23 protein-coding genes are annotated in these 26,680 nt (G+C 68.7%); 11 read left to right on the top strand and 12 right to left on the bottom strand.

Annotation, left to right across the window (positions count from 1 at the left end; genetic code table 11):
* Positions 1–11: 11 nt before the first annotated feature.
* Together NGB36_RS14550 and NGB36_RS14555 are read left to right on the top strand one after the other, a co-directional pair.
* The gene (locus NGB36_RS14550; protein ID WP_255920671.1) at positions 12–395 is read left to right on the top strand and encodes a phage holin family protein; all 384 of its coding nucleotides are present in this window, start codon (positions 12–14) and stop codon (positions 393–395) included.
* Entirely contained in the window at positions 395–1,552 is a 1,158-nt protein-coding gene (locus NGB36_RS14555; RefSeq protein ID WP_255920672.1) for a cystathionine gamma-lyase, read from the top strand. Before NGB36_RS14550 ends, NGB36_RS14555 begins: the two co-directional genes overlap by 1 nt.
* 34 nt (positions 1,553–1,586) lie before the next feature.
* Here the strand turns inward: NGB36_RS14555 and NGB36_RS14560 are convergent, their stop codons facing one another.
* Positions 1,587–2,003 (bottom strand): TIGR03668 family PPOX class F420-dependent oxidoreductase, encoded by a 417-nt coding sequence (locus NGB36_RS14560; RefSeq protein WP_255920673.1) that lies wholly within the window; start codon positions 2,001–2,003, stop codon positions 1,587–1,589.
* A 353-nt stretch (positions 2,004–2,356) separates the two neighbouring features.
* On the opposite strand from NGB36_RS14560, the gene NGB36_RS14565 reads away from it, so the two are divergent.
* A complete protein-coding gene (locus NGB36_RS14565; protein WP_255920674.1) occupies positions 2,357–2,875 on the top strand; it encodes an NUDIX domain-containing protein in 519 nt (172 codons plus the stop codon).
* A 19-nt stretch (positions 2,876–2,894) separates the two neighbouring features.
* Here NGB36_RS14565 and NGB36_RS14570 read toward each other — a convergent pair whose 3' ends face one another.
* The 4 genes from NGB36_RS14570 to dnaB form a co-directional block, all read right to left on the bottom strand.
* On the bottom strand, positions 2,895–3,770 hold the full coding sequence (locus NGB36_RS14570; RefSeq protein ID WP_255920736.1) for a pyridoxamine 5'-phosphate oxidase family protein: 876 nt from the start codon (positions 3,768–3,770) through the stop codon (positions 2,895–2,897).
* 67 nt (positions 3,771–3,837) lie between these two features.
* Complete coding sequence (locus NGB36_RS14575; RefSeq protein ID WP_255920675.1) at positions 3,838–5,592, bottom strand: globin domain-containing protein; 1,755 nt, start codon at positions 5,590–5,592, stop codon at positions 3,838–3,840.
* 527 nt (positions 5,593–6,119) lie between these two features.
* Positions 6,120–6,752, bottom strand: coding sequence for an HAD family hydrolase (locus NGB36_RS14580; protein ID WP_255920676.1), 633 nt, complete (start codon positions 6,750–6,752; stop codon positions 6,120–6,122).
* A gap of 20 nt (positions 6,753–6,772) precedes the next feature.
* A complete protein-coding gene (gene dnaB, locus NGB36_RS14585) occupies positions 6,773–8,275 on the bottom strand; it encodes a replicative DNA helicase (protein ID WP_372509439.1) in 1,503 nt (500 codons plus the stop codon).
* A gap of 463 nt (positions 8,276–8,738) precedes the next feature.
* On the opposite strand from dnaB, the gene NGB36_RS14590 reads away from it, so the two are divergent.
* Positions 8,739–10,100, top strand: coding sequence for an MATE family efflux transporter (locus tag NGB36_RS14590; RefSeq protein WP_255920738.1), 1,362 nt, complete (start codon positions 8,739–8,741; stop codon positions 10,098–10,100).
* 129 nt (positions 10,101–10,229) lie between these two features.
* Here the strand turns inward: NGB36_RS14590 and rplI are convergent, their stop codons facing one another.
* The 4 genes from rplI to rpsF all read right to left on the bottom strand — a co-directional run bounded on the left by rplI (position 10,230) and on the right by rpsF (position 11,922).
* The gene (rplI, locus tag NGB36_RS14595) at positions 10,230–10,676 is read right to left on the bottom strand and encodes a 50S ribosomal protein L9 (protein ID WP_255920677.1); all 447 of its coding nucleotides are present in this window, start codon (positions 10,674–10,676) and stop codon (positions 10,230–10,232) included.
* A 17-nt stretch (positions 10,677–10,693) separates the two neighbouring features.
* Positions 10,694–10,930: a 30S ribosomal protein S18 gene (rpsR, locus tag NGB36_RS14600; RefSeq protein WP_255920678.1), complete on the bottom strand. Its 237-nt coding sequence runs from the start codon at positions 10,928–10,930 to the stop codon at positions 10,694–10,696.
* Positions 10,931–10,972: 42 nt separating this feature from the next.
* Entirely contained in the window at positions 10,973–11,557 is a 585-nt protein-coding gene (locus tag NGB36_RS14605) for a single-stranded DNA-binding protein (RefSeq protein WP_255920679.1), read from the bottom strand.
* 74 nt (positions 11,558–11,631) lie between these two features.
* Positions 11,632–11,922, bottom strand: a complete 291-nt coding sequence (gene rpsF, locus NGB36_RS14610; RefSeq protein WP_255920680.1) for a 30S ribosomal protein S6 — start codon at positions 11,920–11,922, stop codon at positions 11,632–11,634.
* Positions 11,923–12,108: 186 nt separating this feature from the next.
* Between rpsF and NGB36_RS14615 the strand changes: the two genes are divergently transcribed.
* The 3 genes from NGB36_RS14615 (at position 12,109) to NGB36_RS14625 (ending at position 14,735) form a co-directional block, all read left to right on the top strand.
* Positions 12,109–12,417 carry a hypothetical protein gene (locus NGB36_RS14615; protein WP_255920681.1) on the top strand — a complete coding sequence of 103 codons (309 nt, stop codon included), beginning with the start codon at positions 12,109–12,111 and terminating at the stop codon, positions 12,415–12,417.
* A 111-nt stretch (positions 12,418–12,528) separates the two neighbouring features.
* Positions 12,529–13,647, top strand: a complete 1,119-nt coding sequence (locus NGB36_RS14620) for a lipid II:glycine glycyltransferase FemX (RefSeq protein WP_255920682.1) — start codon at positions 12,529–12,531, stop codon at positions 13,645–13,647.
* A gap of 56 nt (positions 13,648–13,703) precedes the next feature.
* A complete protein-coding gene (locus NGB36_RS14625; protein ID WP_255920683.1) occupies positions 13,704–14,735 on the top strand; it encodes an alanine racemase in 1,032 nt (343 codons plus the stop codon).
* 28 nt (positions 14,736–14,763) lie between these two features.
* Here NGB36_RS14625 and NGB36_RS14630 read toward each other — a convergent pair whose 3' ends face one another.
* Together NGB36_RS14630 and NGB36_RS14635 are read right to left on the bottom strand one after the other, a co-directional pair.
* Entirely contained in the window at positions 14,764–16,245 is a 1,482-nt protein-coding gene (locus NGB36_RS14630) for a glycosyltransferase family 87 protein (protein WP_255920684.1), read from the bottom strand.
* 141 nt (positions 16,246–16,386) lie between these two features.
* Positions 16,387–19,077, bottom strand: coding sequence for a transglycosylase domain-containing protein (locus NGB36_RS14635; RefSeq protein ID WP_255920685.1), 2,691 nt, complete (start codon positions 19,075–19,077; stop codon positions 16,387–16,389).
* Between the two features lie 393 nt (positions 19,078–19,470).
* On the opposite strand from NGB36_RS14635, the gene NGB36_RS14640 reads away from it, so the two are divergent.
* The 3 genes from NGB36_RS14640 (at position 19,471) to NGB36_RS14650 (ending at position 22,647) form a co-directional block, all read left to right on the top strand.
* Complete coding sequence (locus NGB36_RS14640) at positions 19,471–20,097, top strand: PadR family transcriptional regulator (RefSeq protein WP_255920686.1); 627 nt, start codon at positions 19,471–19,473, stop codon at positions 20,095–20,097.
* A 57-nt stretch (positions 20,098–20,154) separates the two neighbouring features.
* Entirely contained in the window at positions 20,155–21,237 is a 1,083-nt protein-coding gene (locus tag NGB36_RS14645) for an inositol-3-phosphate synthase (protein WP_255920687.1), read from the top strand.
* Between the two features lie 99 nt (positions 21,238–21,336).
* The gene (locus tag NGB36_RS14650) at positions 21,337–22,647 is read left to right on the top strand and encodes an MFS transporter (protein WP_255920688.1); all 1,311 of its coding nucleotides are present in this window, start codon (positions 21,337–21,339) and stop codon (positions 22,645–22,647) included.
* Positions 22,648–22,704: 57 nt separating this feature from the next.
* On the opposite strand, the gene NGB36_RS14655 is transcribed toward NGB36_RS14650, so the two are convergent.
* Positions 22,705–24,180, bottom strand: coding sequence for a CCA tRNA nucleotidyltransferase (locus tag NGB36_RS14655; RefSeq protein WP_255920689.1), 1,476 nt, complete (start codon positions 24,178–24,180; stop codon positions 22,705–22,707).
* 127 nt (positions 24,181–24,307) lie between these two features.
* Between NGB36_RS14655 and NGB36_RS14660 the strand changes: the two genes are divergently transcribed.
* Positions 24,308–26,674, top strand: a complete 2,367-nt coding sequence (locus NGB36_RS14660; protein WP_255920690.1) for a DUF6049 family protein — start codon at positions 24,308–24,310, stop codon at positions 26,672–26,674.
* Positions 26,675–26,680: the final 6 nt, after the last annotated feature.

Raw genomic sequence — 26,680 nt, forward strand, 5'->3', positions numbered from 1 at the left:
ACGATCCCACCATGAAGAAGTTCGTAGTCAAGACGCTGGCCAATGCCGTCGCGCTGGGTGTGGCCGTTTGGTTGATCAGGGGAATCACGCTCACTGGCACGTCCACCGGGCACAAGGCGCTCACACTCGTGCTCGTCGCCCTCGTCTTCGGCGTGGTCAACTGGCTCGTCAAGCCGATCGTGAAACTGCTCTCCTTTCCGCTCTTCATCCTCACGCTGGGCCTGTTCACACTGGTCGTGAACGCTCTGATGCTGCTGCTCACCTCCTATCTGGCAGACAAGCTGAACCTTTCCTTCCATGTGACCGGCTTCCTGCCCGCGCTGATCGGCGGCCTGGTGGTGAGCATCGTGGCCTGGGCAATGCACATCGTCCTGCCCGATGAGGACGGTCGTTGATGGGTGACTCCGGCGGTCACGTCGGGCGTGGCGGACGTGGCGGCCGCGGCGACAGCACGCGCAGCGTGCACGCCGGGCGCCCGCCCGCCGTCGCATACGAGCCGTCGCTGCCGGGGCCGGTCTTCGTCTCGCACTACCACCTGCCGGGCGAGCCGGCGGGGCCCTACCTCTACGGGCGCGACGAGAACCCGACCTGGACCCGGTTGGAGGAGGCGCTCTCGCAGCTGGAATCGCCGGACGCGGCGGCCGAGGCCGTTGTCTTCTCCTCCGGTATGGCGGCGATCTCCTCGGTGGTGCTGGCGCACGTGCGCTCCGGCGACACCGTCGTCCTGCCCTCCGACTGCTACCAGACCACCCGCGCGCTTCGTGACCGATTGGAGTCCTACGGCGTACGCGTACGGCTCGCGCCCACCGCGGGCGAGGCACAGCTGGACGTCCTCGACGGCGCGAAGCTGTTGTGGATCGAGACGCCCTCCAACCCGGAGCTCGACGTGTGCGACGTGCGGCGGCTCGCGGAGACGGCGCACGCGGCGGGAGCGCTCGTGGCCGTGGACAACACACTGGCCACCCCGCTCGGCCAGCGCCCGCTGAATCTGGGCGCGGATTTTGCGGTGGCGAGCGGTACCAAGGCGCTGACCGGCCACGGCGACCTGCTCCTCGGCTATGTGGTGGTGCGGGACGCAGAACTCGCGGCCTCCGTACGGCTGTGGCGCAAGACGGTGGGCGCGATCCCGGGGCCGATGGAGGCATGGCTGGCCCATCGCTCGCTGGCGACGCTGCAGCTGAGGGTGGAGAGGCAGGCGGCGAACGCACTTGCGCTCGCGGCGGCATTGAAGGAGCGCGACGAGGTGAGCGGCGTGCGCCACCCGGGGTTGCCTGACGACCCGGCGCACCGGGTCGCCGCCGCCCAGATGCGGTGGTTCGGGTCCGTGGTCTCGTTCGTCCTGCCGGACCAGGACCACGCGGATCGTTTCCTCACGGCGCTGCGGCTGACGAGCGAGGCGACGAGCTTCGGTTCGGTGCTGAGCACGGCGGAACGGCGTGGCAGGTGGGGCGGGGACTCGGTACCCGACGGCTTCATCCGCTTCTCGGTGGGGGTGGAGGACGCCGACGACATCGTGGCGGACGTGCTGCAGGCGCTGGACGCGGCGAAATGACCACCGGGCAGCGCCCGGCGGCGCACCGGCCGTCTCAGGCGTAGCACCAGCCGGACCACCGGGTCACGGTGATCGCGACCACCGGTCCGTTCGGCGGCTGCTCCCGGTACTGCGGGTATTTCGCGCGGAGCAGCCCGATCGCGTGGTCGCGCTGCGCTTCGTCGTCGACGACGACGGCGTGGCCGTCCGCGCGTACCCACCACAACGCGGTCCAGTCGTCGGCGTAGTGGTCGGCGAGGACGGCGACCTGAGGGTTCTCGCCGATGTTGCGCAGCCGCCGCAGATCGTGGGTTCGTTTGGGTTTGTGGTCGACGGCGAAGTAGAGCGTGGCGTCGTCGAGCGCGAAGGTGACGGGGACGGCGTGCGGCAGACCGCGTGCGCTCGACGTCGCGAGGCGCGCGACGCGTGCCGCCTCGAAGCGGCGGCGCGATTCATCGAGCCCGAGCCTCACGGACCGATCATATCGGGACACACCGGGCGGGTGGGCCGAGAAGGACGGAGAGGGGATACGCGGCGCGGCCGGAGCCTCCCCCTCCTGGCTCCGACCGCCCGCCGACCCCTCTTCGGAATGGCCCTACGAGCAAGGCCAGTTGACGTTGAGTCAGTATTCCACCACAGACATCGAACCGCATGGATGCACACAAGGTGAGTGGAAGGTTACCAAGCGGTGGCACCGCGTTGCGCCTCCACTGCGCCTCCCCACGCATCCGCACGCCCCCGGGGGCAGCCGCCCCGGGAATGACTCGTTCCGATTGACCGTCCCGGCGGCGTTTCACGGCGTCCCGCATGCGGCACCTTTCCTGCATGCCAGCGGACTCCCCTGAACCGCACCCGCACCCCCACGCACACCCGCGCCCGGTGGTCAAACGCACCGCCCGCGCGATCCTGCTCGACGCGGCCGAGCTGCTGCTGATCAAGCGCACCAAGCCCGGCGAGCCGCCCTACTGGATCACTCCCGGCGGCGGCGTCGAGCCCGAGGACGCGACGGTCGTCGACGCCCTGCACCGCGAGGTCGACGAGGAGCTCGGTGCCAAGATCACCGATGTGGTACCGGCCTTCGTCGACACGGTCGAACACCTCCATGACGACGGCACGCTCGGCGTCAAGGTGCAGCACTTCTTCGTCTGCCGCCTGGAGTCGATGGACCTGGGGCGGCGCCACGGCCCGGAGGTGGACGAGCCGGTCGGCACGTATGAGATCGTCCGCATCCCGTTCACCCGCGCCGGCATCGCCTCCGTCGAGGTGGTCCCACCCTCGCTGAGGGCCTACCTGGACGCCAACATCGAGGGCGTACGGGCGCTGCTCGCCACCGACCTCGGCTGAGCCTCCGGTCCACCTGCGCTCAGGTGAACCAGCCGCGGAAGTCATGCCGTTCGCCGTCGGCCGACGCCTCCGTGGCCGCCCGCGCCTCGGCGAGCGCGCGCTCGGCCTCGCGCCGCCAGATATCGCCGTCACCGGTCTGCAGCGCGCGCACCCGGCGGATCGTACGGACGGCGCCGTCCAGACCTTCGGACGCCGGCGGATCATCGGCCCGCTGCGCACGGCCGATGACCGGGCGCTCGCCCGCGCGAGCCTGAGCGGCGGCACCGAAGTAGTCACCGCCCTTGCGCTTGACGTCGTCCGTCCCCCAGGCCTGCTCGCCGTCGCCCTCGCCGACCCCTTCGCCCGCGGCACCCGTCCGTATCGGCGCCTTCGCGAGCCGCGGGATGTGCTTCGAGCAGTGGATGTACGCCTCCTCGACCCCCACCTCGACCCACACCTGCGGCCTGCGGCCCGGCACCGGATCGACGGGCAGATGGGGGTGGATGGCGCGCATCACGTCGTCACTGACGAGCCGGGCGTGGCCGTTGACGTGCAGACCGATGCGGTCCCGGAAGAAATCGATCATCAGGATGCCGACATGCGGGTTCTCCCGGATGTTCCCGAGCGAGGCCATCACGCCGTTGCCGCGGTACTCGGGGTAGGCGAGCGTCTTCTCGTTCAGGACCTGGAGAAAGCCGGTCGGACCGGCCCGGAAGGTACTGTCGCACTCGCCGTTCCGGTCCGCGGTCGACAGAAAGAACATCTCCTGCCGGGCCACGAACTCCTGCATGCGCGGGTTGAGTCTGTCGAGGACCTGCTCGTCGTAGAACCGGTCGGCACGCGCGATGGTGCCGAGTTCCTCCTGGACCCGGTGTTCACCGTCGCTCCCGGGCCTGGCTGCCCGGCCGGCCGACACAGGGAGCTCGGGATGGTCTTGGTTCAACGATTCTCCTGAGCGGATCAGGGGCCAGTGAATTTGCCCATCAGTCCCCGGCTGCCACGAGCTCTTCGAGCGAGTCATGACGTATTCGGTCGTACGGCATGCCTATGCCCACCAGCGCGTCCACACCGCTGCGGATCATTCCGGGCGGACCGGACAGGTAGGCGTCGTAGGAGTGCCAAGGGCCGTACTTACGTACCATCTCCGGCAGCTGGCCCGCCAGACCGTCCGTCGGTCCATCGGAGACCACAGGCCGGACGGAAAGCCACGAATGCTGCTGTTCCAGGCGCTGCATCGTGTCGAGGTCGTACAGGTCACGGTCGTTGCGGGCGCCGTAGAAGACCTCCATCACCCGCTTGCGGCCGTGCTTCGCCACGTCCTCGACCATCGCCTTGATCGGCGCGATCCCGGTGCCGCCACCCAGGCACAGCAGCCCGTTGTCGGTGCCGTGGTCGACCGTCATGGAACCGCCAGGGGGGCCGAGCTTGATCACGTCCCCGGTCCGGGCGCGGTTGACGAGTGCCGAGCTGACCCAGCCGGCCGGCACGGCCTTGATGTGGAAGGAGAGCAGTCCGTCCGGGCGCGGCGCGGACGCAAAGGAGTAGTGGCGCCAGACCCGGGGCCACCACGGGGTCTCCAGGCTCGTGTACTGCCCGGCGAGGAAGGGATAGGGCTGGTCTGGCCGGACGGTGATGACGGCGATGTCATGTGTGCGGCGTTCATGGGAGACGATCTCGGCCTCCCACCAGGCAGGCGCGCTGCGTTCGTCGGCAGCTGCGGCATCGATCATGATCTGCGAGATGGCGGTGTACGCGCGCACCCACGCCGCCTCCATCTGCGCGCTCCACACATCGGAGGCGTAACGGGTGAGCGCACCGATGAGGCACTCGCCGACGGCGGGGTAGTGCTCGGGCTTGGTGCCGTACTTGCGGTGGCCGCGGCCGAGGTGGGAGAGGTACTCGGTGAGGACGTCGGCGTCGTCGACGAGCTTGGCGGCAGTGAGCAACGCCTTGAAGAGCCGGTCCCGCTGGGCGTCCATCGCGGCCGGGAAGAGATCGCGCAGCTCGGGATGCTGGAGGAACAGCAGCGCGTAGAAGTACGCGGTCGTCTTGTCCGCGACGGGCTCGATCGCCGCCATCGCGCGACGGATGAGGATGGCGTCGGGTGATGCCTGCGCTTCCTCGAAGACGGATGCGGCCGCCTGGGGCGGCGCGGCAGGCGCATCGGGCGGGGCCGGTCTTGCCGTCCCGGCTGCGGGCTTCTGCGGCGTGGCCTCACTGGTCGGCTCGAACCAGGAACCCTGGCCCGGAGCCGGGGTGTCGTCGGCCTGGTATTCACCGGTGGGCGCGGACGGCTGACGCGGAACGGTCGCGGCCGGGCCTTCTGGGCCCCCTGGGCCGGGCGTGGGGGCGGCGGAGCCCGGGGAGAACCACGACGCCGCGGGCGCCTCCTCTTGCGCCCCGGGCACGTGAGGATCGTCCCACGCCGCGTCCGGGCGCTGCTGCTCGCTCCCTCGCGCGCCCACGGGACGTATCTGCGACGGCACGCGGCGCGGCGCGTCGGACTCCTCGCCGTCGGCGGCCCGTTGGTGCGGTTCCGTCGTGGAGCGCGGCTGCGTCGGCGCGAACCAGCTCCAGTCGCCCTGGCCGTCCACCTGGCCACTGCCCTGGTCGTGCCCCTGGCTCTCCGTCCGGGGAACGGCGTTCGCTTCGGCGGAACGACCGCTGCCCGAGCCGGTCTCCCGGTGGTCGGCCGAACTGGTGGTCAGAGCGTCCATCGTCTGCCTCGCCTCGAACATCTCCCGGTCATTTTCCATACGTCAACACACCAACAGCCAGTTCGTGTCAGCGTTGCTGCTGCTTCCCCCCGCTCGATGCCCCTCAATGCCATTGCCGGTGGCCGATGGCGAATGCCCTAGGCACTTCCCGTCGGGTAGAGGGTGCCACACCCTGCTGACGGTCCGGACAAATAGCCGGAAGTCCGCGAATCCGGAAGGCCGTTCACGTTAGGGTGACCCGACGCACGTGTCCGGCAATGCCCACGGAACCTCCCCCACTTGAGCATCTCATTCCACCTGACGGAACTTTCCTGTCGCCGGACGTGCCCCCACACCCGCCGCAAGTGCGGCATGCGTTCGAACGCAGTCGACCATACCGGGCGCGGCTGAATGCACAACCCCCGGCTTGCGTCATCAGCCGAGGTTCCGTCAATTCCCGTGATTCTTCCCACAAACCAGCAGAATTCACGAATGAAGCGCTCATATCGGGCCCGCGAATTCTCGAACGGACGGTCGACCGCGGCATCAGCCGACTCCGCCGCCCGGGGCTACGCACGCAGGACGATTTCGTACGCCTCACGCAGATCAAGTCCGGCATACGAGAAAGTAGCAAGCTCGCTCACGTTGTGATCGCCATTGACCGACACCGAGGTCGGCACCGCCGCAAAGAGCGCCGCATCCGACATCGAGTCGCCGTAGGCCACGCAGTCCGCGCGCCCGACCCCGTACCGAGCGCACAGCGAATCGGCTATCCCTACCTTCGACTCGGGGCCGAGCAAGCCCGACACGTCCAAGGCCTTGCCGCGAAAGGGCAGCGCCGGAAAGCGCGCGCCATACGCCGCATGCACACCCCACTCCAACAGCCGCCGGACGAAGAAGTCCGGTGAGAGCGAGATCACGGCGCAGTGCTCGCCGCGGGCCCGGATGTCCGCCCACACCTCGCGGATGCCCTTCAGCCACGGCGCGCCCTCGAAGGCCGTGGCCACCTGCTCCTCGGTGAGGTCCTGCCACAACTCGTAGGCCCGTCGCGCGTACTGCGGTGAATCGATCCGCCTTGCCCCGAACTCCTCGTCCAGCTGCTTGAACTCCTCGACGAGCCCCAGCCCCCGCGCGATCTCCACATTGGACGACGATCCGTGCAGCAGCGTCCCGTCCATGTCGAACAGGTGAAGCTTCCCCACCCTTGCTCCCCTTGCAGGCGTCAGCCGTTCCCGGCCATGTCCACGAAGCGCGAGTAGTGGCCCTGGAAGGCCACTGTGATCGTGGCAGTGGGCCCGTTGCGGTGTTTGGCCACGATCAGATCTGCTTCGCCTGCGCGCGGGGATTCCTTTTCATAGGCGTCCTCGCGATGCAGGAGGATGACCATATCGGCGTCCTGCTCGATCGAGCCCGATTCGCGGAGGTCGGAGACCATCGGCTTCTTGTCCGTGCGCTGCTCGGGGCCACGGTTCAGCTGGGAGAGCGCGATGACCGGTACTTCGAGCTCCTTCGCGAGCAGCTTGAGGTTCCGGGACATCTCCGAGACCTCCTGCTGACGGCTCTCCGGACGGCGTGATCCGCCCGACTGCATCAGCTGCAGATAGTCGATGACGATGAGGCGCAGATCGTTGCGCTGCTTGAGCCGGCGGCACTTGGCCCGGATCTCCATCATCGTCAGGTTCGGCGAGTCGTCGATGTAGAGCGGGCCCGCCGAGACCTCCGGCATCCGTCGCGCGAGGCGCGTCCAGTCGTCGTCGGTCATGTTGCCCGACCGCATGTGATGCAGCGCCACGCGCGCCTCCGCGGACAGCAGGCGCATGGCGATCTCGTTGCGCCCCATCTCGAGCGAGAAGAAGACGCTGGGCAGTCCGTACGCGATCGAGCACGATCGCGCGAAGTCCAGTGCCAAGGTGGACTTGCCCATCGCCGGACGAGCGGCGATCACGATCATCTGACCGGGATGGAGGCCGTTGGTGAGGGCGTCGAGATCGGTGAAGCCCGTCGGGACTCCCGTCATCTGCCCGCTGCGGGAGCCGATCGCCTCGATCTCGTCGAGGGCGCCTTCCATGATCTCGCTGAGCGGGAGGTAGTCCTCCGACGTGCGCTGCTCGGTGACGGCATAGATCTCTGCCTGGGCCGAATTGACGATCTCGTCGACGTCGCCGTCGGCCGCATAGCCCATCTGCGTGATGCGCGTGCCGGCCTCGACGAGGCGGCGCAGCACGGCCCGTTCGTGGACGATCTCCGCGTAGTACTCGGCGTTGGCTGCGGTGGGGACCGCGTTGACGAGGGTGTGCAGGTACGCCGCACCGCCCACGCGGGTGATCTCGCCACGCTTGGTCAGCTCGGCGGCCAGGGTGATCGGGTCGGCGGGTTCGCCCCGCGCGTACAGGTCGAGGATGGCGTTGTAGATCGTCTCGTGGGCGGGACGATAGAAGTCCGTGCCCTTGAGCACCTCCACGACGTCGGCGATCGCGTCCTTGGACAGCAGCATGCCGCCGAGCACCGACTGCTCGGCGTCGAGATCCTGCGGCGGCACGCGTTCGAAGCCGCCCTCGGCCCATCCGCCACCACTGCCACCACCGCGGCCGCCGCGGTCGCCGTCCCGGTCGTTGTCGCGCCGGAAGCGGCTGACCGGCGCGCGGTCGGCCGGGCCTTCGGGGAACGGCGCACCGTCCGGAGGCGACTCGTCCCAGTGAACGTCCACGGGCTCGGGCTGGCTCACCGCCGCCACCTCCTCCCGGTCCTTCGGACCCCCGTTGCGTGCCCTTCTTTCTTACGGCACGGGTCTGACAAACGAAGCACCCGACTCCGGTTCCGGCGCGTCGAGTTCGAGGACGGGACGGGAGGAGGGTGCCGGACAACGGTAGGCCCGCGGACACCGTCAGCCAAGATGGTTATCCACAGGCCATGTGGATGAACGACACAACCCTGTGGAGAAGCCTGCCAAACCTGTGTACAGAGCGGGGGACAGCGCTGTGGACAAGGACGACGCCACGTCAGGACACCGCATGTGACCTGCAGTTTCACCATCCACTGGCTGTGCAGGAGAAAAACTTCCCCAGCAGTTTCAAGATCGCGACAAACTGCCCGGACATGCGTACGGAAGCGACCTCTCTGTAATGGACACTTACCGTTTGCATCTATTACTTGTGGACGGTTAGGCTGCCCCTGTGAAATCGGCCGCCATCACCTCCCCGAGACCCGGTACAGCGCGTTCCGCCCGGCTCTCCAAGGACGTCCGCAGGCGCCACGACCGGGAGATCATCGCGCTCGCCGTACCGGCCTTCGGAGCCCTGGTCGCCGAGCCGCTCTTCGTCATGGCCGACAGCGCCATCGTCGGGCACCTCGGCACCATCCAGCTCGCCGGGCTCGGCGTCGCCGCCGCGCTGCTCACCACCTCGGTCAACGTCTTCGTCTTCCTCGCCTACGCGACCACGGCGGCCGTGGCCCGCCGCGTCGGCGCCGCAGATCTACGGTCCGCGATCCGCCAGGGAATCGACGGCATCTGGCTGGCCCTGCTCCTCGGCGCCCTCGTCGTCGCCGTCGTCATGCCCACCGCACCCGCGCTCGCAGGACTCTTCGGAGCCTCCGGCGAGGCGACCTCGTACGCCGTCACCTATCTGCGGATCAGTGCGCTCGGCACCCCCGCAATGCTCGTCGTGCTCGCCTCGACCGGCGTGCTGCGCGGGCTCCAGGACACCCGCACGCCGCTGACCGTCGCGGTGGCGGGGTTCACCGCCAACCTCGGCCTCAACGCCGGCCTGGTCTTCGGCGCCGGGCTGGGCATCGCAGGATCCGCCCTCGGCACCGTGCTGGCCCAGTGCGGCATGGCCGCCGCCTACCTCATTGTCGTCGTACGGGGAGCCCGCAGGCACGGCGCCCCGCTGCGGCCGGACATGGCCGGGATCCGGGCGTGCGCGACGGCCGGTGTTCCCCTGCTGGTGCGCACGCTCAGCCTGCGCGCCAGCCTTGTGATCGCCACCGCCATCGCCGCCCACCTGGGGGACGCCGATGTCGCGGCCCACCAGATCCTGCTCACCCTGTGGAGCCTGCTGGCGTTCGCCCTGGACGCTATCGCCATCGCCGGTCAGGCGATCATCGGCCGCTATCTGGGCGCCGACGACTCCGAGGGGGCACGGGCTTCGTCCCGGCGCATGGTCCAGTGGGGGATCGCCGCCGGTCTCCTCCTCGGCCTGCTCGTGGTGGCCTCACGCCCGCTGTTCATCCCGATGTTCACCTCCGACCCGGTGGTGCGGGACCATCTGCTGCCCGCGCTGCTCGTGGTGGCGGCCACCCAGCCGGTGTGCGGCGTCGTCTTCGTGCTCGACGGCGTGCTGATGGGCGCGGGCGACGGCCCGTATCTCGCGTGGGCAATGCTCGCGACGCTGGCCGTCTTCGCACCCGCGGCGATCGGAATCCCCGCGGTCGGCGGCGGGCTGACCATGCTGTGGTGGGCGATGGGGCTGTTCATGCTCACCCGGATGGTCTTCCTCTGGGTCCGGGCACGCTCGGGGCGCTGGGTGGTGACCGGCGCCGTCCGCGCGTGACGTGATGTTTCACGTGAAACGCCCGCCGACGTCTCAGGGGTGGCGTTTCACGTGAAACATCACCAACGCGAAGGGCCGGTGTCCCACAAGGGATACCGGCCCTTCGTGCAGTGCCGCAAGGGCAGCGCGTCAGGCAGCCACGACCTCGAGGTCGAGCTTGACCGAGACCTCCGGATGGAGGCTGACGGTCACCTGATGCGAGCCCACGGTCTTGATCGGCGCGACCAGCGCGACACGGCGCTTGTCAACGACCGGGCCGCCCGCGTCCTTGATCGCCGAGGCGATGTCGGCCGGGGTGACCGAGCCGAAGAGACGGCCGGTGTCACCGGCGCGGGTCTGCAGCTTGATCTTGACGGCTTCGAGCTGACCCTTGACCTCGTTGGCCTGCTCCAGCGTGGCGATCTCGCGGATCCGGCGCGCACGGCGGATCTGCTCGACGTCCTTCTCGCCGCCCTTGGTCCAGCGCATGGCGAAGCCGCGCGGGATCAGGTAGTTGCGGGCGTACCCGTCCTTGACCTCGACGACATCGCCGGCGGAGCCGAGGCCATTGACCTCGTTGGTGAGGATGATCTTCATGCTTCGGTCACCCTCTCTCAGCGAGCAGTGGAGGTGTAGGGCAGCAGCGCCATCTCACGGCTGTTCTTCACGGCCGTGGCGACGTCACGCTGGTGCTGGGTGCAGTTGCCGGTGACCCGGCGGGCACGGATCTTGCCGCGGTCGGAGATGTACTTCCGCAGCAGGTTCGTGTCCTTGTAGTCGACGTAGCCGACCTTGTCCTTGCAGAACGCGCAGACCTTTTTCTTAGGCTTGCGCACTGGCGCCTTCGCCATGGTGTGTCTCCTGTGTGATCAAGAAGTTCGTGTCGGCGCCCTTTAGAAGGGCGGCTCGTCCGAGTAGCCGCCGCCGGAGCTTCCGCCCCAGCCACCACCGCCGCCTTGCTGGCCGCCGCCGCCTTGCTGGCCACCACCGGCCGGGGCGCTGGTGGCCCAGGGGTCGTCGGCCGGGGCACCGCCCTGGCCACCGCCCTGCGGGCCGCCGCCCCAGCCACCGCCCTGGCCGCCTCCGCCGCCGTAGCCGCCCTGACCGCTGCGACCGGTGGTCTTGGTGACCTTGGCTGTCGCGTTCCTCAGGGAGGCGCCGACCTCGTCGACGTCGAGTTCGTAGACCGTCCGCTTCACGCCCTCACGGTCCTCGTAGGACCGCTGCTTCAGGCGGCCCTGGACGATGACGCGCATGCCGCGCTGCAGCGACTCGGCGACGTTCTCCGCCGCCTGCCGCCAGACCGAGCACGTCAGGAACAGGCTCTCGCCGTCCTTCCACTCGTTGGTCTGCCGGTCGAAGGTGCGGGGAGTGGACGCGACACGGAACTTCGCGACCGCCGCACCGGACGGGGTGAAACGCAGCTCGGGGTCGTCGACGAGATTGCCGACGACCGTGATGACGGTCTCGCCTGCCATGGTGGGTGACCTCTCGGCGGGTTTGCTGTGCTGCTGGCTGCTCGGTTACCCGGCTGTCTGCTCAGCCCGTGGGCTCAGCGACCGGCCGGACGGAGGACCTTGGTCCGGAGGACCGACTCGTTCAGGTTGAGCTGACGGTCGAGCTCCTTGACGACCTCAGGCGTAGCGTTGAGGTCGATGACCGAGTAGATGCCTTCGGGCTTCTTCTTGATCTCGTACGCGAGACGACGACGGCCCCAGGTGTCGACCTTCTCGACCTTTCCATTGCCCTCACGGACGACGGAGAGGAAGTTCTCGATCAGCGGGGAGACAGCGCGCTCCTCGAGATCGGGGTCGAGGATGACCATCACCTCGTAGTGACGCATGTGGAACCCACCTCCTTTGGACTCAGCGGCCACGGCGCTTCCGTGGCAGGAGGGTTTGCGTGCAGACGGTACACACTACCTGCTCACCGCCTTCCGCTTGAAATCCGCTGGTTAAGCGGGAGAATCTGTACGCAACGGGTGTGTGCGGCGCTACAGTGCGCCACTTTCCGCTCACGGAGGTGCCACATGGCACAGACGGTCCGGCCGCAGCGGGTGCTCTCGCTGCTGAACACCGACGGCAAGGCCCATCCACGCGAGAACTCCTTCGTCGCAGTATCGGCGGTACTCGGCGTGGTCTCGGTCATCACGTCGATCTTCGCAAGCCTCCATCTGCTCACCTCGTGGACCGGTCTGGTGGGGATCCTCACCGCCGCGTACGGCCAGTTCATCTCGGCCACCACGAGCGAACGGTTCGTCCTGATCCTCGCGCTCGGCGCATCCGGGATCGGCTTCTTCATCGGCGTCGCACACGGCGGGCTGTGGGGCGGCCTGTAGCGGGCGGGGTCCTGCCAGGCGTATCCAGAGCACTCGGTCGGGGCGCGGCCCTCTCACAGTAGGCTTCGCCGGGAAGTCCGGTAGAACCCGCAGCGATGGGGAGCGCCCCGAATGAGCCTGACCTTGAGGACGATCAGCCGAGAGCAGCATCTGGCGTACATCCGGAGCCTGCCGGAGGCGAGCCACATGCAGGTTCCGGCCTGGGCGGACGTCAAGGCCGAATGGCGCTCGGAGAACCTCGGCTGGTTCAACGGGCACGGCGAGCTGGTCGGCGTCGGCCTGGTCCTCTACCGCCAGCTGCCCAAGGTCAAGCGGTATCTGGCGTACCTGCCCGAGGGGCCGGTGATCAACTGGTTCGCGCCCAACCTGGACGAGTGGCTCCAGCCGATGCTCGCCCACCTCAAGCAGCAGGGCGCGTTCTCGGTGAAGATGGGTCCGCCTGTCGTCATCCGCCGCTGGGATGCGGCCGCCATCAAGACGGGCATGGGCGACCCGGACGTCAAGCGACTGCGCGACATCGAGGCATCGGTGATCGAGCCGCGCGCCTTCGAGGTCGCCGACCGGCTGCGCCGCATGGGCTGGCAGCAGGGCGAGGACACCGGTGCCGGCTTCGGCGACGTCCAGCCGCGCTACGTCTTCCAGGTGCCGCTCGCCGGCCGCAGCCTGGAGGAGATCCACAAGGGCTTCAACCAGCTGTGGCGCCGCAACATCAAGAAGGCGGAGAAGGCGGGCGTCCAGGTCGTCCAGGGCGGCTACGACCAACTCCCCATCTGGCAGCAGCTGTACGAGATCACCGCGGAGCGCGACCACTTCCGGCCGCGCCCGCTGTCGTACTTCCAGCGCATGTGGACGGCGCTCAACACCGAGGACCCGGACAGGATGCGGCTGTACTTCGCCACGCACGAGGGCGAGGCGGTGGCGGCGGCGACGATGCTGATCGTCGGCGGCCATGTCTGGTACTCCTACGGTGCCTCGGCCAACCACAAGCGTGAGGTGCGGCCGAGCAACGCCATGCAGTGGCGGATGCTGCAGGACGCCCAGGCGCTGGGCGCGAGCGTGTACGACCTGCGGGGGATCAGCGATTCGCTGGACGAGAACGACCACCTCTTCGGCCTGATCCAGTTCAAGGTGGGAACGGGCGGTCAGGCCGCGGAGTATCTGGGCGAGTGGGACTTCCCGCTCAACAAGCTGCTGCACAAGGCGCTCGACATCTACATGTCGCGCCGCTGATCATCCGCCGACCTCGGCATCCCACTCCCGACGACGAGAAAGGTTCTGACCCGGCCATGGCGCTCACCCTGTACGTCGACACCGCGCGCTGGCGTGCGCACCACAAGAGCGTGGTCGACCAGTTCCCCGGCATCGTCCCGGTCTGCAAGGGCAACGGCTACGGTTTCGGTCACGAGCGGCTCGCCGACGAGGCGACCCGGATGGGCTCCGATGTCCTCGCGGTCGGCACGACGTACGAGGCAGCCCGGATGAAGGACTGGTTCGGCGGCGATCTGCTGGTGCTGACCCCGTACCGGGTGGGCGAGGAGCCGGTGCCACTGCCCGACCGGGCGATCCGCTCGGTCTCCTCCGTCGAGGGCGTACGCGGCATGGTCGGCGCACGGGTCGTCATCGAGGTGATGAGCAGCATGCGGCGGCACGGCATCCGTGAGGACGATCTGCAGAAGCTGCACGGCACGATCGACGACGTACGCCTCGAAGGCTTCGCGATCCATCTGCCGCTGGACCGCACCGACGGTTCTGACGCGGTGGAAGAGGTCTTCGGCTGGATGGAGCGGCTGCGCACCGCCCGGCTGCCGCTGCACACGATGTTCGTCAGCCACGTCAAGGCCAATGAACTGGCCCAGTTGCAGCAGCAGTTCCCCCAGACACGGTTTCGTCCGCGCATCGGCACCCGGCTGTGGCTCGGCGACCACGAGGCGACCGAATACCGCGGCGCCGTGCTGGACGTCACCCGCGTGGCCAAGGGTGACCGCTACGGCTACCGGCAGCAGAGGGCCGCGAGCGACGGCCACCTGGTGGTGGTCGCCGGCGGTACGTCGCACGGGGTGGGCCTGGAGGCGCCGAAGGCGGTGCACGGGGTGATGCCGCGGGCGAAGGGCGTTGCCCGGGCGGGTCTCGCCACGGTGAACCGCAATCTGTCACCGTTCGTGTGGGCGGGAAAGCAGCGCTGGTTCGCCGAGCCGCCGCACATGCAGGTGTCGATCCTCTTCCTGCCGGGTGACGTGGCGCCGCCCGCGGTCGGGGACGAGCTGGTGGCCCACCTGAGGCACACGACGACCCAGTTCGACCGCGTCGTCGACCGCTGACCGGCGCAATCGCTCAATCGCCCGTTCGTCAGGAGGGGCGCGGCCGCGGACCGGCGGGAGCCGCGTGCCGCGCGGGACGCGCCGTCCGGCCCAGGACGAAGGTGTCGGGCGCGCCGTCGAGCAGGCCGCCCGACGGATCGTCGGAGCCGTCCCATCGCACTGGGTCGTACTCAGGGAAGAGCGCGTCGCGCACCACCATGACGCACAGGAACGCCGTGCCCAGCAGGTGCAGCGCGATCGCGAAGTCGTACCCGCCCTGTGGCAGGCCCTTGTTGTTGCCGCCCGTGGTGTAGGCCAGGTACTCCCAGATGCCGAGGAAGTACATCACCTCGCAGGCCTGCCACACCAGGAAGTCGCGCCAGCGCGGCCTGGCGAGCGCGGCGAGCGGGATGAGCCACAGCACGTACTGCGGTGAGTAGACCTTGTTGGTGAGCACGAACGCGGCGATCACGAGGAACGCGACCTGGGCGAAGCGCGGCCGCTTCGGTGCGTAGAGGATCAGCGCCGCGATGCCCGCGCACAGCAGCAGCATCAGCGCGACGGCGTAGGCGTTGGCGGAGGTCATCGGGTTGCCGGTCTGCTGGGAGATCATCAGCCACAGCGAGCCGAAGTCGATGCCGCGTGACTGGCTGTAGCTGTAGAACTTCTCCCAGCCATTCCAGGCGAAGGCCATCACGGGGACGTTGACCACGAGCCACGCGCCGGCGGCGGCGCCGAGCGCCTTCCAATACGGCCGCATCCTCCCCGCCCGCAGGCACAGCAGCAGCAGCGGTCCGAGCAGCAGCACGGGGTAGAGCTTGGCGGCGGTCGCGAGTCCGACCAGTACACCGGCGGCGACGGGGCGGCTGCGCGCCCACATCAGCATGCCGAGGGCGGTGAGGGCAACCGCGAGCAGGTCCCAGTTGATGGTCGCCGTGAGAGCAAAGGCCGGCGCGAGCGCGACGAGCAATGCGTCCCACGGACGGCGGCGGTGGGTGCGGGCGACCGCGACGGCCGTGACGGCCGCGCACGCCAGCAGCATCCCCGCGTTGACCAGCCAGTAGAACTGCTCCCGGTGCACCAGGTCGCTGCCGTGCGGCGTGACCCAGGAGGCGACCTCCATGAACAGACCGGTCAGCACCGGGTATTCGAGGTAGCTCATACCGCCGGAGACGGCGTCCGGGATCCGGTGGAAATAGGGGACCAGGTCGGTGGAGAAGCCACGGGCGTAGAACAGGTGCGGGATGTCGGAGTAGCACGCGTGCACGTACTGGGCATTGGCGCCGTAGAACCAGCCGGTGTCGTAGCAGGGCAGCTTCTGCACCATGCCGAGCGCGAACATCCCGATGGCGACCAGCACGATCACCCTGAGCGGGTTCCACCAGCCGCGGCGGCCGAGCGCCAGGCGCCGTCCGGCCGGTCCGCCGATCAGCTCGCTGCCTGCTGCGGCGACCGGGTCCTCGGCAGTGGGCGGGACGAAGGCCGGCTGCTCGGTCGAGGCGCTCTCGTCGTTCTCGCGCACGGTCGTCATGCGGGTCAGTCTGCCGTACGCGGTCGGGGCACGACCGTACAAGGTGGCGAAAGGGCTGCCGAATGGGCCGCGGCCGTACGGGGAGCATCCCCCGCACGGCCGCGGCCGGTGCGTCGGCCCGGCGCTGGCCGGCCCGCGTGATCAGCCCATGCCGCCGCCGAAGAGGCCGCCGCCTCCGCCGTTGCCGCCCCCGCCGGGCCCGCCGCCACCGGTGGTGCCGGAGGTCGGCGTGGAGGTGCTGCCGCCCGTTCCGGTACCACCGCCGGTTCCGGTGGTGCCGCCGTTGCTGCAGCCGAAGATGCCGCAGGTGTTGGTCGCCGACGGTGACGGGCCGGACGGAGTGGCGGTCGGGCTCGCCGTGGAGCTCGGCGCGGTGGACGGCGTCGGAGCGGCCGACGGCGTCGGCGACGGGCTGGCGCCCGGCCCGTAGACCTTCTGGCCGATGCTCGGTGCCGGGGCGAAGGACTCGACCGGCTGGCCGGCCAGCACCGCCTTCATGTAGTCGGTCCAGATCTCGGTCGGGAACGACGCACCGAAGACCTTCTGCATGCCGCCGAGGCCGTACATCGGCAGGAACTGCGGATTCTTGGACTGGTCGTCCATCCGGTACATGCCGATCGACGTGGACAGCTGCGGGGTGTAGCCGGTGAACCACGCGGACTTGTTGCTGTCCGTGGTGCCGGTCTTCCCGCCCGCCGGGCGGCCGAGGTTCTTGGCGTAGGTGCCCGTGCCCTCTTGGACGACACCCTGCAGCACTCCGGTCACGTTGTCCGCGACCGCCGGGGCGAAGGCGGCCTTGGGCTGCGTCTGGTGCTGGAAGATGACGTTGCCATTGGCGCTCTGCACGACCTTGCTGACCGAATACGGCTCGACCGACGTGCCGTGGTTGGCGAAGGTGCCGTAGGCGTTGGCCATGCGGATGGCGCTCGGCGCCGAGGTGCCGATCGAGAACGAGGGCACACTGGTCTCGGCGAAGCTGCTCTCGTCGACCCCTGCGTCGAGCGCGGCCTGCTTGACCTTGTCGAGCCCCACGTCCATGCCGAGCTGGACATAGGTGGAGTTGACCGACTGCTCCATCGCCTTCTTCAAGGTGATGGTCTTGAAGTTGTCGTTGTTGTCGTTCTGCTGCAACCACTGGTTCCCGTGGCTGTCCTGCCAGACGGACCCGTCGTAGTTGAGCACCTTCCAGTTGTTGAGACCTGGATACATGCTGTCCGGCGACACCTGGGTGCGTCCGCCCTGCGGATTGCGCACGCCGTCGCGCATAGCGGCGGCAAGGACGAACGGCTTGAAGGTAGACCCGACCTGGGCACCGGTGTAGTCGGCGTTGTCGGTGAAGTGTTTGAGGTAGTCCTCACCACCGTAGATCGCCACGATCGCCCCGTCGCCGGGTTTGACCGATGCCCCGCCGAACTGGACGTACTTGTCCGTGTCCGGGCGCAGCGTGGGGTTGATGCTGGCCTTGGAGACAGTCTGCACGGCCTTCTGCAACGCGTCCACGTCCTTCTTGACGAAGGTCGTGTAGATCGAATAGCCGCCCTTGTCCAACTGCTCCTTCGAGATGCCGGTGTTGGCCGTGACGTAGTTGTCGGCGAGGTTGACGAGGTAGCCGATCTGCCCGCCCTGGTCCTCGGACGGCTTCGGCGGCTGCGGCATCGGGAAGGTCTTGTACTGGATTCGCTCGGCCTGCGTCATATGGCCGGTGGCCACCTCGCGGTCGAGGATCCAGGACCAGCGGGCGGTGCCGCGTGCCAGGTTCTCGCTCGGGGTGGCGCCGGGACCCACACCGCCCGCGGGGTCGTAGATGTTCGGGCCGTTGACGAGCGCTGCGAGGAACGCGGATTGGTCCGGCTTGAGCTCCTGGGCGTTGACACCGTAGTAAGCCTGTGCGGCAGCCTGGATGCCGTAGGCGCCACGGCCGAAGTAGGCGGTATTGAGGTAGCCGGCGAGGATCTTCTGCTTGCTCTGGGTCGCGCCGACCTTCACCGAGATGAGCAGTTCCTTGAACTTCCGGGTGACGGTCTGGCTCTGGTCCAGGTACGTGTTCTTCACATACTGCTGGGTGATGGTCGAGCCGCTCTGGGTCTCGCCGCCCTCGGCCATCTTCAGGATCGCGCGGGCGATGCCCTGCGGGTCGACGCCCGAGTCGGTGTAGAAGGAGGCGTTCTCCGCCGAGATCACCGCGTCCTGCATGGACTGCGGGATCTCCGAGAGGGGTACGACCTGCCGGTTGAGGTCGCCGCCGCCGGAGACCACCATTCGGGTGCCGTCGGCCCAGTAGTAGACGTTCTTCTGCGTCTGCGCGGCGGCGTTCGGGTCGGGGACGGTGACCATGGCGTAGGCGACGCCGACCAGGCCCACGAGAGTGCCGGCGAACGCTACGCAGATGCCCCCGATCTGCTTCCACGAGGGCATCCAGCGGCGCCACCCCTGCCTGCCCCAGCGTGGATAGTCGATGAAGCGCTTCGGGCGCGGCCCGCCCGGCCCGCCCGGCCCGCCGCCGGTGCCCGAGGGCCCACCGGTTCTGCGGCGCCCTCCGCCCCCACTCCCGCCTGCGGCGCCTCCCGCACGGCGCCTGCCGCTCGCCTTCGCTGCCCAGCGTGCTTCCGCGCGCCCCCCGTACGGGCGCTCCGGGATCGCCTCGCCGTGGCTTGTGGAGGCGGCGGTCGGGCGGGCGGTACCGGTCCCGTACGAGGTGGGGCTCGCGTATCCGCCGGCGCCGCCCCGGGGTGGGGCGGCTCGTCGTCCGGGATCGGGCGGGGGCGCTCCGCGCCGGGCAGCGGCGCGCCCGCCACCCTTCGACTGCGGCGGCTTTCGGCGGTGCTCGCTCATGCTTCCAGCTACTCCTCGGACAGGCGGCTTCGCCTGAAGGCGGCGATGGACATCCGGTCCCCCCGGACTGCGGCCCCGCCGGGCCACAGGGCACCCGGGATCATGACGCCCTCTGGCGCCACGCGGTTCCCGGGGATCCCGATGGTCTGCATGGCGAACAGAGTACGCACCGTCAAAGGGTGAACTTCGTCAAACTTCCATGTCATACCGGACAGTTGAAATCGCTCGATCCTGTGAAGCCTCTGTCGAAACTTCATCCGAATGTGACACCGCTCACCGCCTGCCGCCTTGCCAGATCATCCTCGCCGTTTTATCGTCACGATGTATCGAGTCGATACATCAGAACGACATAAGTAAACAGTCAAGGGCAGACCAACAGCCGAGGAGGCGATGATGAGCAGGCGCTCCGGCGTGCTCGAGTTCGCGATCCTCGGTCTGCTCCGTGAGTCGCCGATGCACGGCTACGAGCTGCGCAAGCGGCTCAACACCTCGCTCGGCGTCTTCCGTGCCTTCAGCTACGGCAGCCTCTACCCATGTCTGAAGACCCTGGTCACCCAGGGGTGGCTGGTGGAGGAGCACTCCTCCGAAGAACCGCTCACCGCGGCATCGCTCGCCGGGCGCCGGGCGAAGATCGTCTACCGGCTGACGGCCGCCGGCAAGGAGCACTTCGAGGAACTGCTCGCCCACTCCGGTCCCGATGCCTGGGAGGACGAGCAGTTCGGTGTCCGTTTCGCCTTCTTCGGACACACGGAGCGGGACGTACGGATGCGGGTCCTCGAAGGCCGCCGCAGCCGTCTCGAGGAACGCCTCGAGAAGATGCGCGCCTCGCTGGCGCGCACCCGCGAACGGCTCGACGACTACACGCTCGAGCTGCAACGCCACGGCATGGAGTCGGTGGAGCGCGAGGTCCGCTGGCTGAACGAGCTGATCGAGACGGAGCGGGCGGGCCGAGGCCGGGCCACGGGCCGCCACGCCGACCAAGGTCGCGACGATACGGATCCGACCGACACGACCTACTGAGGCCCCGCACCCCCGTTGGGCCTCATCGAGTAACCGAGTACACAGGGAGCAACCGGAATGGGTTCGGTTCGCGTAGCCATTGTTGGCGTGGGCAACTGCGCCGCGTCGCTGGTGCAGGGCGTCGAGTACTACAAGGACGCCGACCCCGACAGCCGCGTGCCCGGCCTGATGCACGTGCAGTTCGGCGACTACCACGTGCGTGACGTCGAGTTCGTGGCCGCCTTCGATGTCGACGCGAAGAAGGTCGGTCACGACCTCGCGGACGCCATCGGGGCCAGCGAGAACAACACCATCAAGATCTGCGACGTCCCGCCGACGGGCGTCACCGTCCAGCGGGGCCACACTCTCGACGGCCTCGGCAAGTACTACCGCGAGACCATCGAGGAGTCGGACGCCGACCCGGTCGACATCGTCCAGGTCCTCAAGGACAAGCAGGTCGACGTCCTGGTCTGCTACCTGCCGGTGGGCTCCGAGGAGGCCGCCAAGTTCTACGCCCAGTGCGCCATCGACGCGAAGGTCGCCTTCGTCAACGCGCTGCCGGTCTTCATCGCCGGCACCAAGGAGTGGGCCGACAAGTTCACCGAGGCCGGCGTGCCGATCGTCGGTGACGACATCAAGTCCCAGGTGGGCGCCACCATCACGCACCGCGTGCTGGCCAAGCTCTTCGAGGACCGCGGTGTCATCCTCGACCGCACGATGCAGCTGAATGTCGGCGGCAACATGGACTTCAAGAACATGCTCGAGCGTGAGCGCCTGGAGTCCAAGAAGATCTCCAAGACGCAGGCCGTCACCTCCCAGATCCCCGACCGCGAGCTGGGTGCCAAGAACGTCCACATCGGCCCGTCGGACTACGTGGCCTGGCTCGACGACCGCAAGTGGGCCTACGTGCGCCTCGAAGGCCGCGCCTTCGGCGACGTCCCGCTGAACCTGGAGTACAAGCTGGAGGTCTGGGACTCCCCGAACTCCGCCGGCGTCATCATCGACGCGCTGCGCGCCGCGAAGATCGCCAAGGACCGCGGCATCGGCGGCCCGGTGCTCTCCGCGTCCTCGTACTTCATGAAGTCCCCGCCGGTGCAGTACTTCGACGACGAGGCGCGTGACAACGTCGAGAAGTTCATCAAGGGTGAGGTCGAGCGCTAGCGGGACACAGCGCGGCGCGCCGGCCGCGACTACAACGTCCTGATCACGGGCCCCCGGGCAATGCGCCCGGGGGCCCGGTGCATGTGTGAGGCTGTGACCATGGCCGTCGTACGGGATCTTCGCGTGCTGGTGCGGCTCCGCGATTTCCGGCGGCTGCTGGTGGTCCGGCTGCTCTCGCAGCTCTCCGACGGCGTCTATCAGGTCGCCCTCGCCGCGTATGTGGTCTTCACCCCGCAGAAGCAGGCGTCCGCGACGGCCATCGCGGCCGCGATGGCGGTGCTGCTGCTGCCGTACTCGCTCGTCGGGCCATTCACGGGGGTACTGCTCGACCGGTGGCGGCGCCGCCAGGTGCTCCTCTACTGCAATGTGGCGCGTGCCGTGCTCGCCGCCTGCACCGCAGGGCTGATTCTCGCCCGAGCACCCGACTGGCTCTTCTACCTCTCCGCGCTGGCGGTCACCGGCATCAACCGCTTCGTCCTCGCGGGACTCTCCGCCGCGCTGCCGCGCGTGGTCGACGGCGAACGGCTGGTCATCGCCAACTCCGTCTCCCCGACGGCCGGGACCATCGCCGCCACCGCGGGCGGCGCTGCCGCCTTCCTCGTCCACCTCGTGATGGCGGCGGGCGTGGGCGCCGACGCCGTGGTGGTCGGCGTCGCCGCCGTGCTGTACCTGGGTGCGGGACTGTCCGCCCGGACCATGCCGGTGGGGCTGCTCGGCCCGGACCCCGGAGCCCTGCAGCCCCGTATCGGGGCCGCACTGGCGAGCACGGCGTTCGGCCTCGTGGAGGGGGTGCGGCACCTCGCCGAGCGCCGTCCCGCCGCGTACAGCTTGGGCGCGATCACGGTGATGCGGTTCTGCTACGGGGCGCTCACCGTCACCCTGCTGATCCTTGCCCGGTACCTGTGGTCGCCGCCGTCCGACACGGCTCGCGGACTGGCGCTGTTCGGGCTGGCCGTCGGCGTCTCCGGTGCCGGGTTCTTCGCCGCTGCCGTCACCACCCCATGGGGTGCGGGCCGGTTCGGGCGGACCGGGTGGATCGTCGTCTGTGCCGCGTCGTCCACCGTGCTCGAACCCGCACTCGGCCTGCCCTTCGAACCCGGTCCGATGCTGGCCGCCGCCTTTCTGCTGGGCCTCACCACCCAGGGCGCGAAGATCGCCACCGACACGGTCGTCCAGACCTCGATCGACGACTCCTTCCGCGGGCGCGTCTTCTCGATCTACGACATGCTCTTCAACGTCGCCTTCGTGATCTCGGCCGGAGTCGCCGCCCTGCTGCTGCCGGCTGACGGGCGCTCACCGCAACTGCTCATCGTGATCGCCGTGCTCTACGGGGCAGTCGCGGCCGCCATGGCACGCTTCCGTCGCACCCGGCATGCGCCGACTACGCATCCGGCCCGTCCGGCGCCGTGAAACCAGGAGACGTGAAACCGCGAATCGGGGCGATGTTTCACGTGAAACATCGCATCGCTATCCCTGCTCGGCCCACCACGCCTTGAGCGCCGCCACCGCGTCGTCGTGCTCCATCGGCCCGTGCTCCAGGCGCAGCTCCAGCAGGTGCTTGTACGCCTTCCCGACGAGCGGGCCCGGAGGGATACCGAGGATCTCCATGATCTGGTTCCCGTCCAGGTCCGGACGGATGGCGTCCAGCTCCTCCTGTTCCTTCAGCTGTGCGATCCGCTGCTCCAGAGAGTCGTACGTGCGCGCCAGCGCCGCTGCCTTCTTCTTGTTGCGGGTCGTGCAGTCGGAGCGGGTCAGCTTGTGCAGCCGGTCGAGCAGCGGCCCGGCATCGCGCACGTAGCGCCGCACCGCCGAGTCGGTCCACTCGCCCGTGCCGTAGCCGTGGAAGCGCAGGTGCAGTTCGACCAGGCGTGCGACATCCTTGATCACGTCGCCCGGATACTTCAGCTCCGTCATCCGGGACTTGGTCATCTTCGCCCCCACCACCTCGTGGTGATGGAAGGAGACACGACCGTCAGGCTCAAAACGACGCGTCTTCGGCTTTCCGATGTCATGGAGTAGGGCGGCGAGCCGCAGCACCAGATCCGGTCCCTCGTCCTCGAGGGCGATCGCCTGCTCCAGGACGGTCAGCGAGTGCTCGTAGACGTCCTTGTGCCGGTGGTGCTCATCGCTCTCCAGGCGCAGCGCGGGGAGTTCGGGGAGCACATGCCCGGCGAGGCCGGTGTCAACGAGGAGCCCGAGCCCCTTGCGCGGATGCTCAGCGAGAACGATCTTGTTGAGCTCGTCCCGTACCCGCTCCGCCGAGACGATCTCGATACGGCCCGCCATCGCCTTCATCGCGGCGACCACGTCGGGAGCCACGTCGAAGTCGAGTTGCGCGGCGAACCGCGCGGCGCGCATCATCCGCAGCGGATCGTCGGAGAACGACTCCTCCGGTGTGCTCGGGGTCTTCAGCGCCCCCCGCGCCAGATCCTCCAGGCCGCCGTACGGGTCGACGAACTCGATCCCCGGCAGGGAGACCGCCATCGCGTTCACCGTGAAGTCCCGGCGGACCAGGTCCTCCTCGATCGTGTCGCCGTAGGAGACCTCGGGCTTGCGCGAGTTCCGGTCGTACGCCTCGGAGCGGTACGTCGTCACCTCGATCTGGAAGGCAGCGCCTTGGGAGTCCGTCTTCCTGCAGGCGACGGTGCCGAAGGCGATCCCGACATCCCAGATCGCGTCCGCCCAGCCGCGCACGATCTTCAGCACCTGCTCGGGGCGCGCGTCCGTGGTGAAGTCCAGATCATTGCCGAGCCGGCCGAGCAATGCATCGCGGACCGAACCGCCGACGAGCGCGAGCTGGAATCCGGCCTCCTGGAACCGTCGGGCGAGGTCATCGGCGACCGGCGAGACACGGAGCAGCTCGCCCACGGCTCGGCGCTGCACATGATTCAGCGCATTCGCTTCCGCGGACGGCGACGAGTGAGAGACATTGGCATTCGGCACAACAGAACAGGGTACGTGGCCGCGGCGGGACGAGTCTTCCGGTTAGTCCTTCATGCGACGATCTTGTGCGGGACTCCGCAGCACTTTGCCTCAGCAGCCATCGTTACCATGCCAGGACGCACATCCGATGGCAGCCGATTGCGACGAGGGACGGACGGACGAGGGCGTGGGAGACGCGGCAGAGCACTCCGGAACCACCCCAGCGCGCTCATGGCTGCGACGCACCGCGACGGCCCTGGCAGGTACCGCCCTGCTCGCCGCTCTCGTCCAGCTCCCGACGGCGCCCGCCGGCTACGCGGACGCCCAGGAGGCGGCGAGCGGACCAGGTGCCGCGTCCCTGAATGTGGACTCCCTCACTCCTCAGGTCCCCACCCAGCACGACACCGTCAAGGTGACCGGCACCGTCACCAACCACGGCGACGAATCCATCACCGACGCACACGTGGGTGTCGAGGTCGCCCCCAACGGGCCGTTCACCAGCCGCAGCGCGATCAGCGACACCCAGGCGAACGGCAACTACTCGGAGACCTCCGACGGCACCGAGATCTCCGGCCACACCGTACGCATCCCCTACATCCCGCCCGGCATCAGCCGCTCCTTCACTCTGGATGTACCGGTCAGTGCCCTCGGCCTGGGCTCCGACGGCGTCTACCAACTCGGTGTCAGCGCATCCGGCCGGACAAGGAGCGCGCCCTTCGACCAGGTGCTCGGCATCACACGCACCTTTCTGCCCTGGTACCCGCGGCCGGACGGCCAGAAGACCCGCACCACCTTCCTGTGGCCACTGATCGACCGGCCGCATCTGGAGACCCGTACCTCCGGTGACGGATCGCAGACCCCGCTCCTTCGCGACGACGACCTCGCCGCCGAGCTGGCACCCGGCGGACGCCTGCAGCAGATGGTGGCTCTCGGCAAGAACCTGCCGGTCACCTGGGTCATCGATCCGGACCTGCTGGCCACCGTCGACGAGATGACCAAGCCGTACATGGTCGACGGTCCGGGCGGCGACACCACGCACACCACGCCGGGCACCGGCACCGCCTACGCCAAACAGTGGCTCAACGAGCTGCAGCAGGCCGTCCAGGGCGGCGAAGTGGTGGCCCTGCCGTTCGGCGACCCGGACATCGCCTCCATCGCCCACCACGGCGCCGGCGTCTCCGGCACCATCGCCCATTTGAAGGACGCCACCGACCTCGCCACCACCACCGTCCAAACGGTGCTCGGTGTCACCCCGCGGACCGATTTCGCCTGGCCTGCGGACGGGCAGATCGACCCGTCCATCGTGGGGGTGGCCACCTCGGCGGGCGCCGACAACATCATCGCCCGCAGCGACAGCCTGCGGGAGACCGGCGCCCTCAGCTACACGCCCACGGCCGCCCGGCCGATCGGCGGAGGCACCACGGCGGTCGTCGCCGACGCCGTCCTGTCCAAGGCGTTCATGGGCGACATGACCACTGCCAACGCCTCGACGCTCGCCGCCCAGACGTTCCTCGCCCAGTCCCTGATGATCACCGAGCAGGCGCCGCAGCAGCAGCGCAGCATCGTGATCGCCCCGCAGCGCATGCCCACGACCAGCCAGGCCCAGGCGATGGCCGCGGCGATCTCCGCACAGAACGGCGGTGGCTGGAGCCAGCCGGCCTCCCTGGAGGAGGCGGCCAAGGCGACCCCGGACCCCGCGGCCAACCGCACGGTGCCCGGCAGCGGCTCCTACCCCTCCTCGCTGCGGCGGCAGGAGATGAGCACCGCGGCCTTCCAGCAGATCCAGTCCGTTCAGGACTCCCTCAACAGCTTCCTGGTGATCCTCACCCGCAAGGACCGGGTCACCATCCCCTTCACCACCGGCGTGCTGCGCTCGATGTCGACCCAGTGGCGCGGCAACGACGCCGGAGCGGCCGCCTTCCGGGACGACGTCGCCGCCTACCTCAGCGACCTCACCCAGGCCGTGCGGATCATCAACAAGGAATCGATCACACTCTCCGGACGGGGCGCGACGATCCCCGTCACGGTGGAGAACGACCTGGTCCAGCCGGTGACCGGCCTCCAGCTGCGGCTCACCTCCAGCCAGCCCAACCGGCTCGAGGTCAGCGGCCCGCAGACCATCGACATCGATGGTGAGCACAACCGCTCGCTGAAGTTCTCGACACAGGCCAACGCCAACGGCAAGGCGTGGGTGACGGCACAGCTCTACACGCAGGACGGAACCCCGTACGGCCATCCGATGGTCTTCCAGGTGAACGTCACCTCCATCACCGCGACCGTGATGCTGGTCATCGGCGGCGGCCTGCTGCTGCTCGTGCTGGCCGGTGTCCGTATGTACCGGCAGCGCAAGCGCGTGGCCGAGCGGCGCGCGGCCGAGGGAGCCGAGGAGGCCGAGGAACCGGCCGAGGCCGAGGAGCACGAGGGGCGTGTGCCGAAGCAGTCGGGTGACCCTCTCGCGGACACCTCCCCTGAAAGCGCCGACCCTCCGGTAGCAGGTGAGAAGGTGGAGCGATAGCCAGGA

Origin of the sequence: Streptomyces humicola, assembly GCF_024436035.1 — a bacterium.
In the GTDB taxonomy this organism is placed as follows: Bacteria; Actinomycetota; Actinomycetes; order Streptomycetales; family Streptomycetaceae; genus Streptantibioticus_B; species Streptantibioticus_B humicola.

What these genes read in the sequence shown, in the direction of transcription:
- NGB36_RS14630 (WP_255920684.1), bottom strand. Translation starts at nt 16,245, where the DNA reads ATGACGACCGTGCGCGAGAACGACGAGAGCGCCTCGACCGAGCAGCCG.
- NGB36_RS14625 (WP_255920683.1), top strand. Translation starts at nt 13,704, where the DNA reads ATGGCGCTCACCCTGTACGTCGACACCGCGCGCTGGCGTGCGCACCAC.
- rpsF (WP_255920680.1), bottom strand. Translation starts at nt 11,922, where the DNA reads ATGCGTCACTACGAGGTGATGGTCATCCTCGACCCCGATCTCGAGGAG.
- NGB36_RS14550 (WP_255920671.1), top strand. Translation starts at nt 12, where the DNA reads ATGAAGAAGTTCGTAGTCAAGACGCTGGCCAATGCCGTCGCGCTGGGT.
- NGB36_RS14575 (WP_255920675.1), bottom strand. Translation starts at nt 5,592, where the DNA reads ATGTTCGAGGCGAGGCAGACGATGGACGCTCTGACCACCAGTTCGGCC.
- NGB36_RS14555 (WP_255920672.1), top strand. Translation starts at nt 395, where the DNA reads ATGGGTGACTCCGGCGGTCACGTCGGGCGTGGCGGACGTGGCGGCCGC.
- NGB36_RS14565 (WP_255920674.1), top strand. Translation starts at nt 2,357, where the DNA reads ATGCCAGCGGACTCCCCTGAACCGCACCCGCACCCCCACGCACACCCG.
- rplI (WP_255920677.1), bottom strand. Translation starts at nt 10,676, where the DNA reads ATGAAGATCATCCTCACCAACGAGGTCAATGGCCTCGGCTCCGCCGGC.
- NGB36_RS14635 (WP_255920685.1), bottom strand. Translation starts at nt 19,077, where the DNA reads ATGAGCGAGCACCGCCGAAAGCCGCCGCAGTCGAAGGGTGGCGGGCGC.
- rpsR (WP_255920678.1), bottom strand. Translation starts at nt 10,930, where the DNA reads ATGGCGAAGGCGCCAGTGCGCAAGCCTAAGAAAAAGGTCTGCGCGTTC.
- NGB36_RS14620 (WP_255920682.1), top strand. Translation starts at nt 12,529, where the DNA reads ATGAGCCTGACCTTGAGGACGATCAGCCGAGAGCAGCATCTGGCGTAC.
- NGB36_RS14645 (WP_255920687.1), top strand. Translation starts at nt 20,155, where the DNA reads ATGGGTTCGGTTCGCGTAGCCATTGTTGGCGTGGGCAACTGCGCCGCG.
- NGB36_RS14615 (WP_255920681.1), top strand. Translation starts at nt 12,109, where the DNA reads ATGGCACAGACGGTCCGGCCGCAGCGGGTGCTCTCGCTGCTGAACACC.
- NGB36_RS14660 (WP_255920690.1), top strand. Translation starts at nt 24,308, where the DNA reads ATGGCAGCCGATTGCGACGAGGGACGGACGGACGAGGGCGTGGGAGAC.
- NGB36_RS14605 (WP_255920679.1), bottom strand. Translation starts at nt 11,557, where the DNA reads ATGGCAGGCGAGACCGTCATCACGGTCGTCGGCAATCTCGTCGACGAC.
- NGB36_RS14650 (WP_255920688.1), top strand. Translation starts at nt 21,337, where the DNA reads ATGGCCGTCGTACGGGATCTTCGCGTGCTGGTGCGGCTCCGCGATTTC.
- NGB36_RS14640 (WP_255920686.1), top strand. Translation starts at nt 19,471, where the DNA reads ATGAGCAGGCGCTCCGGCGTGCTCGAGTTCGCGATCCTCGGTCTGCTC.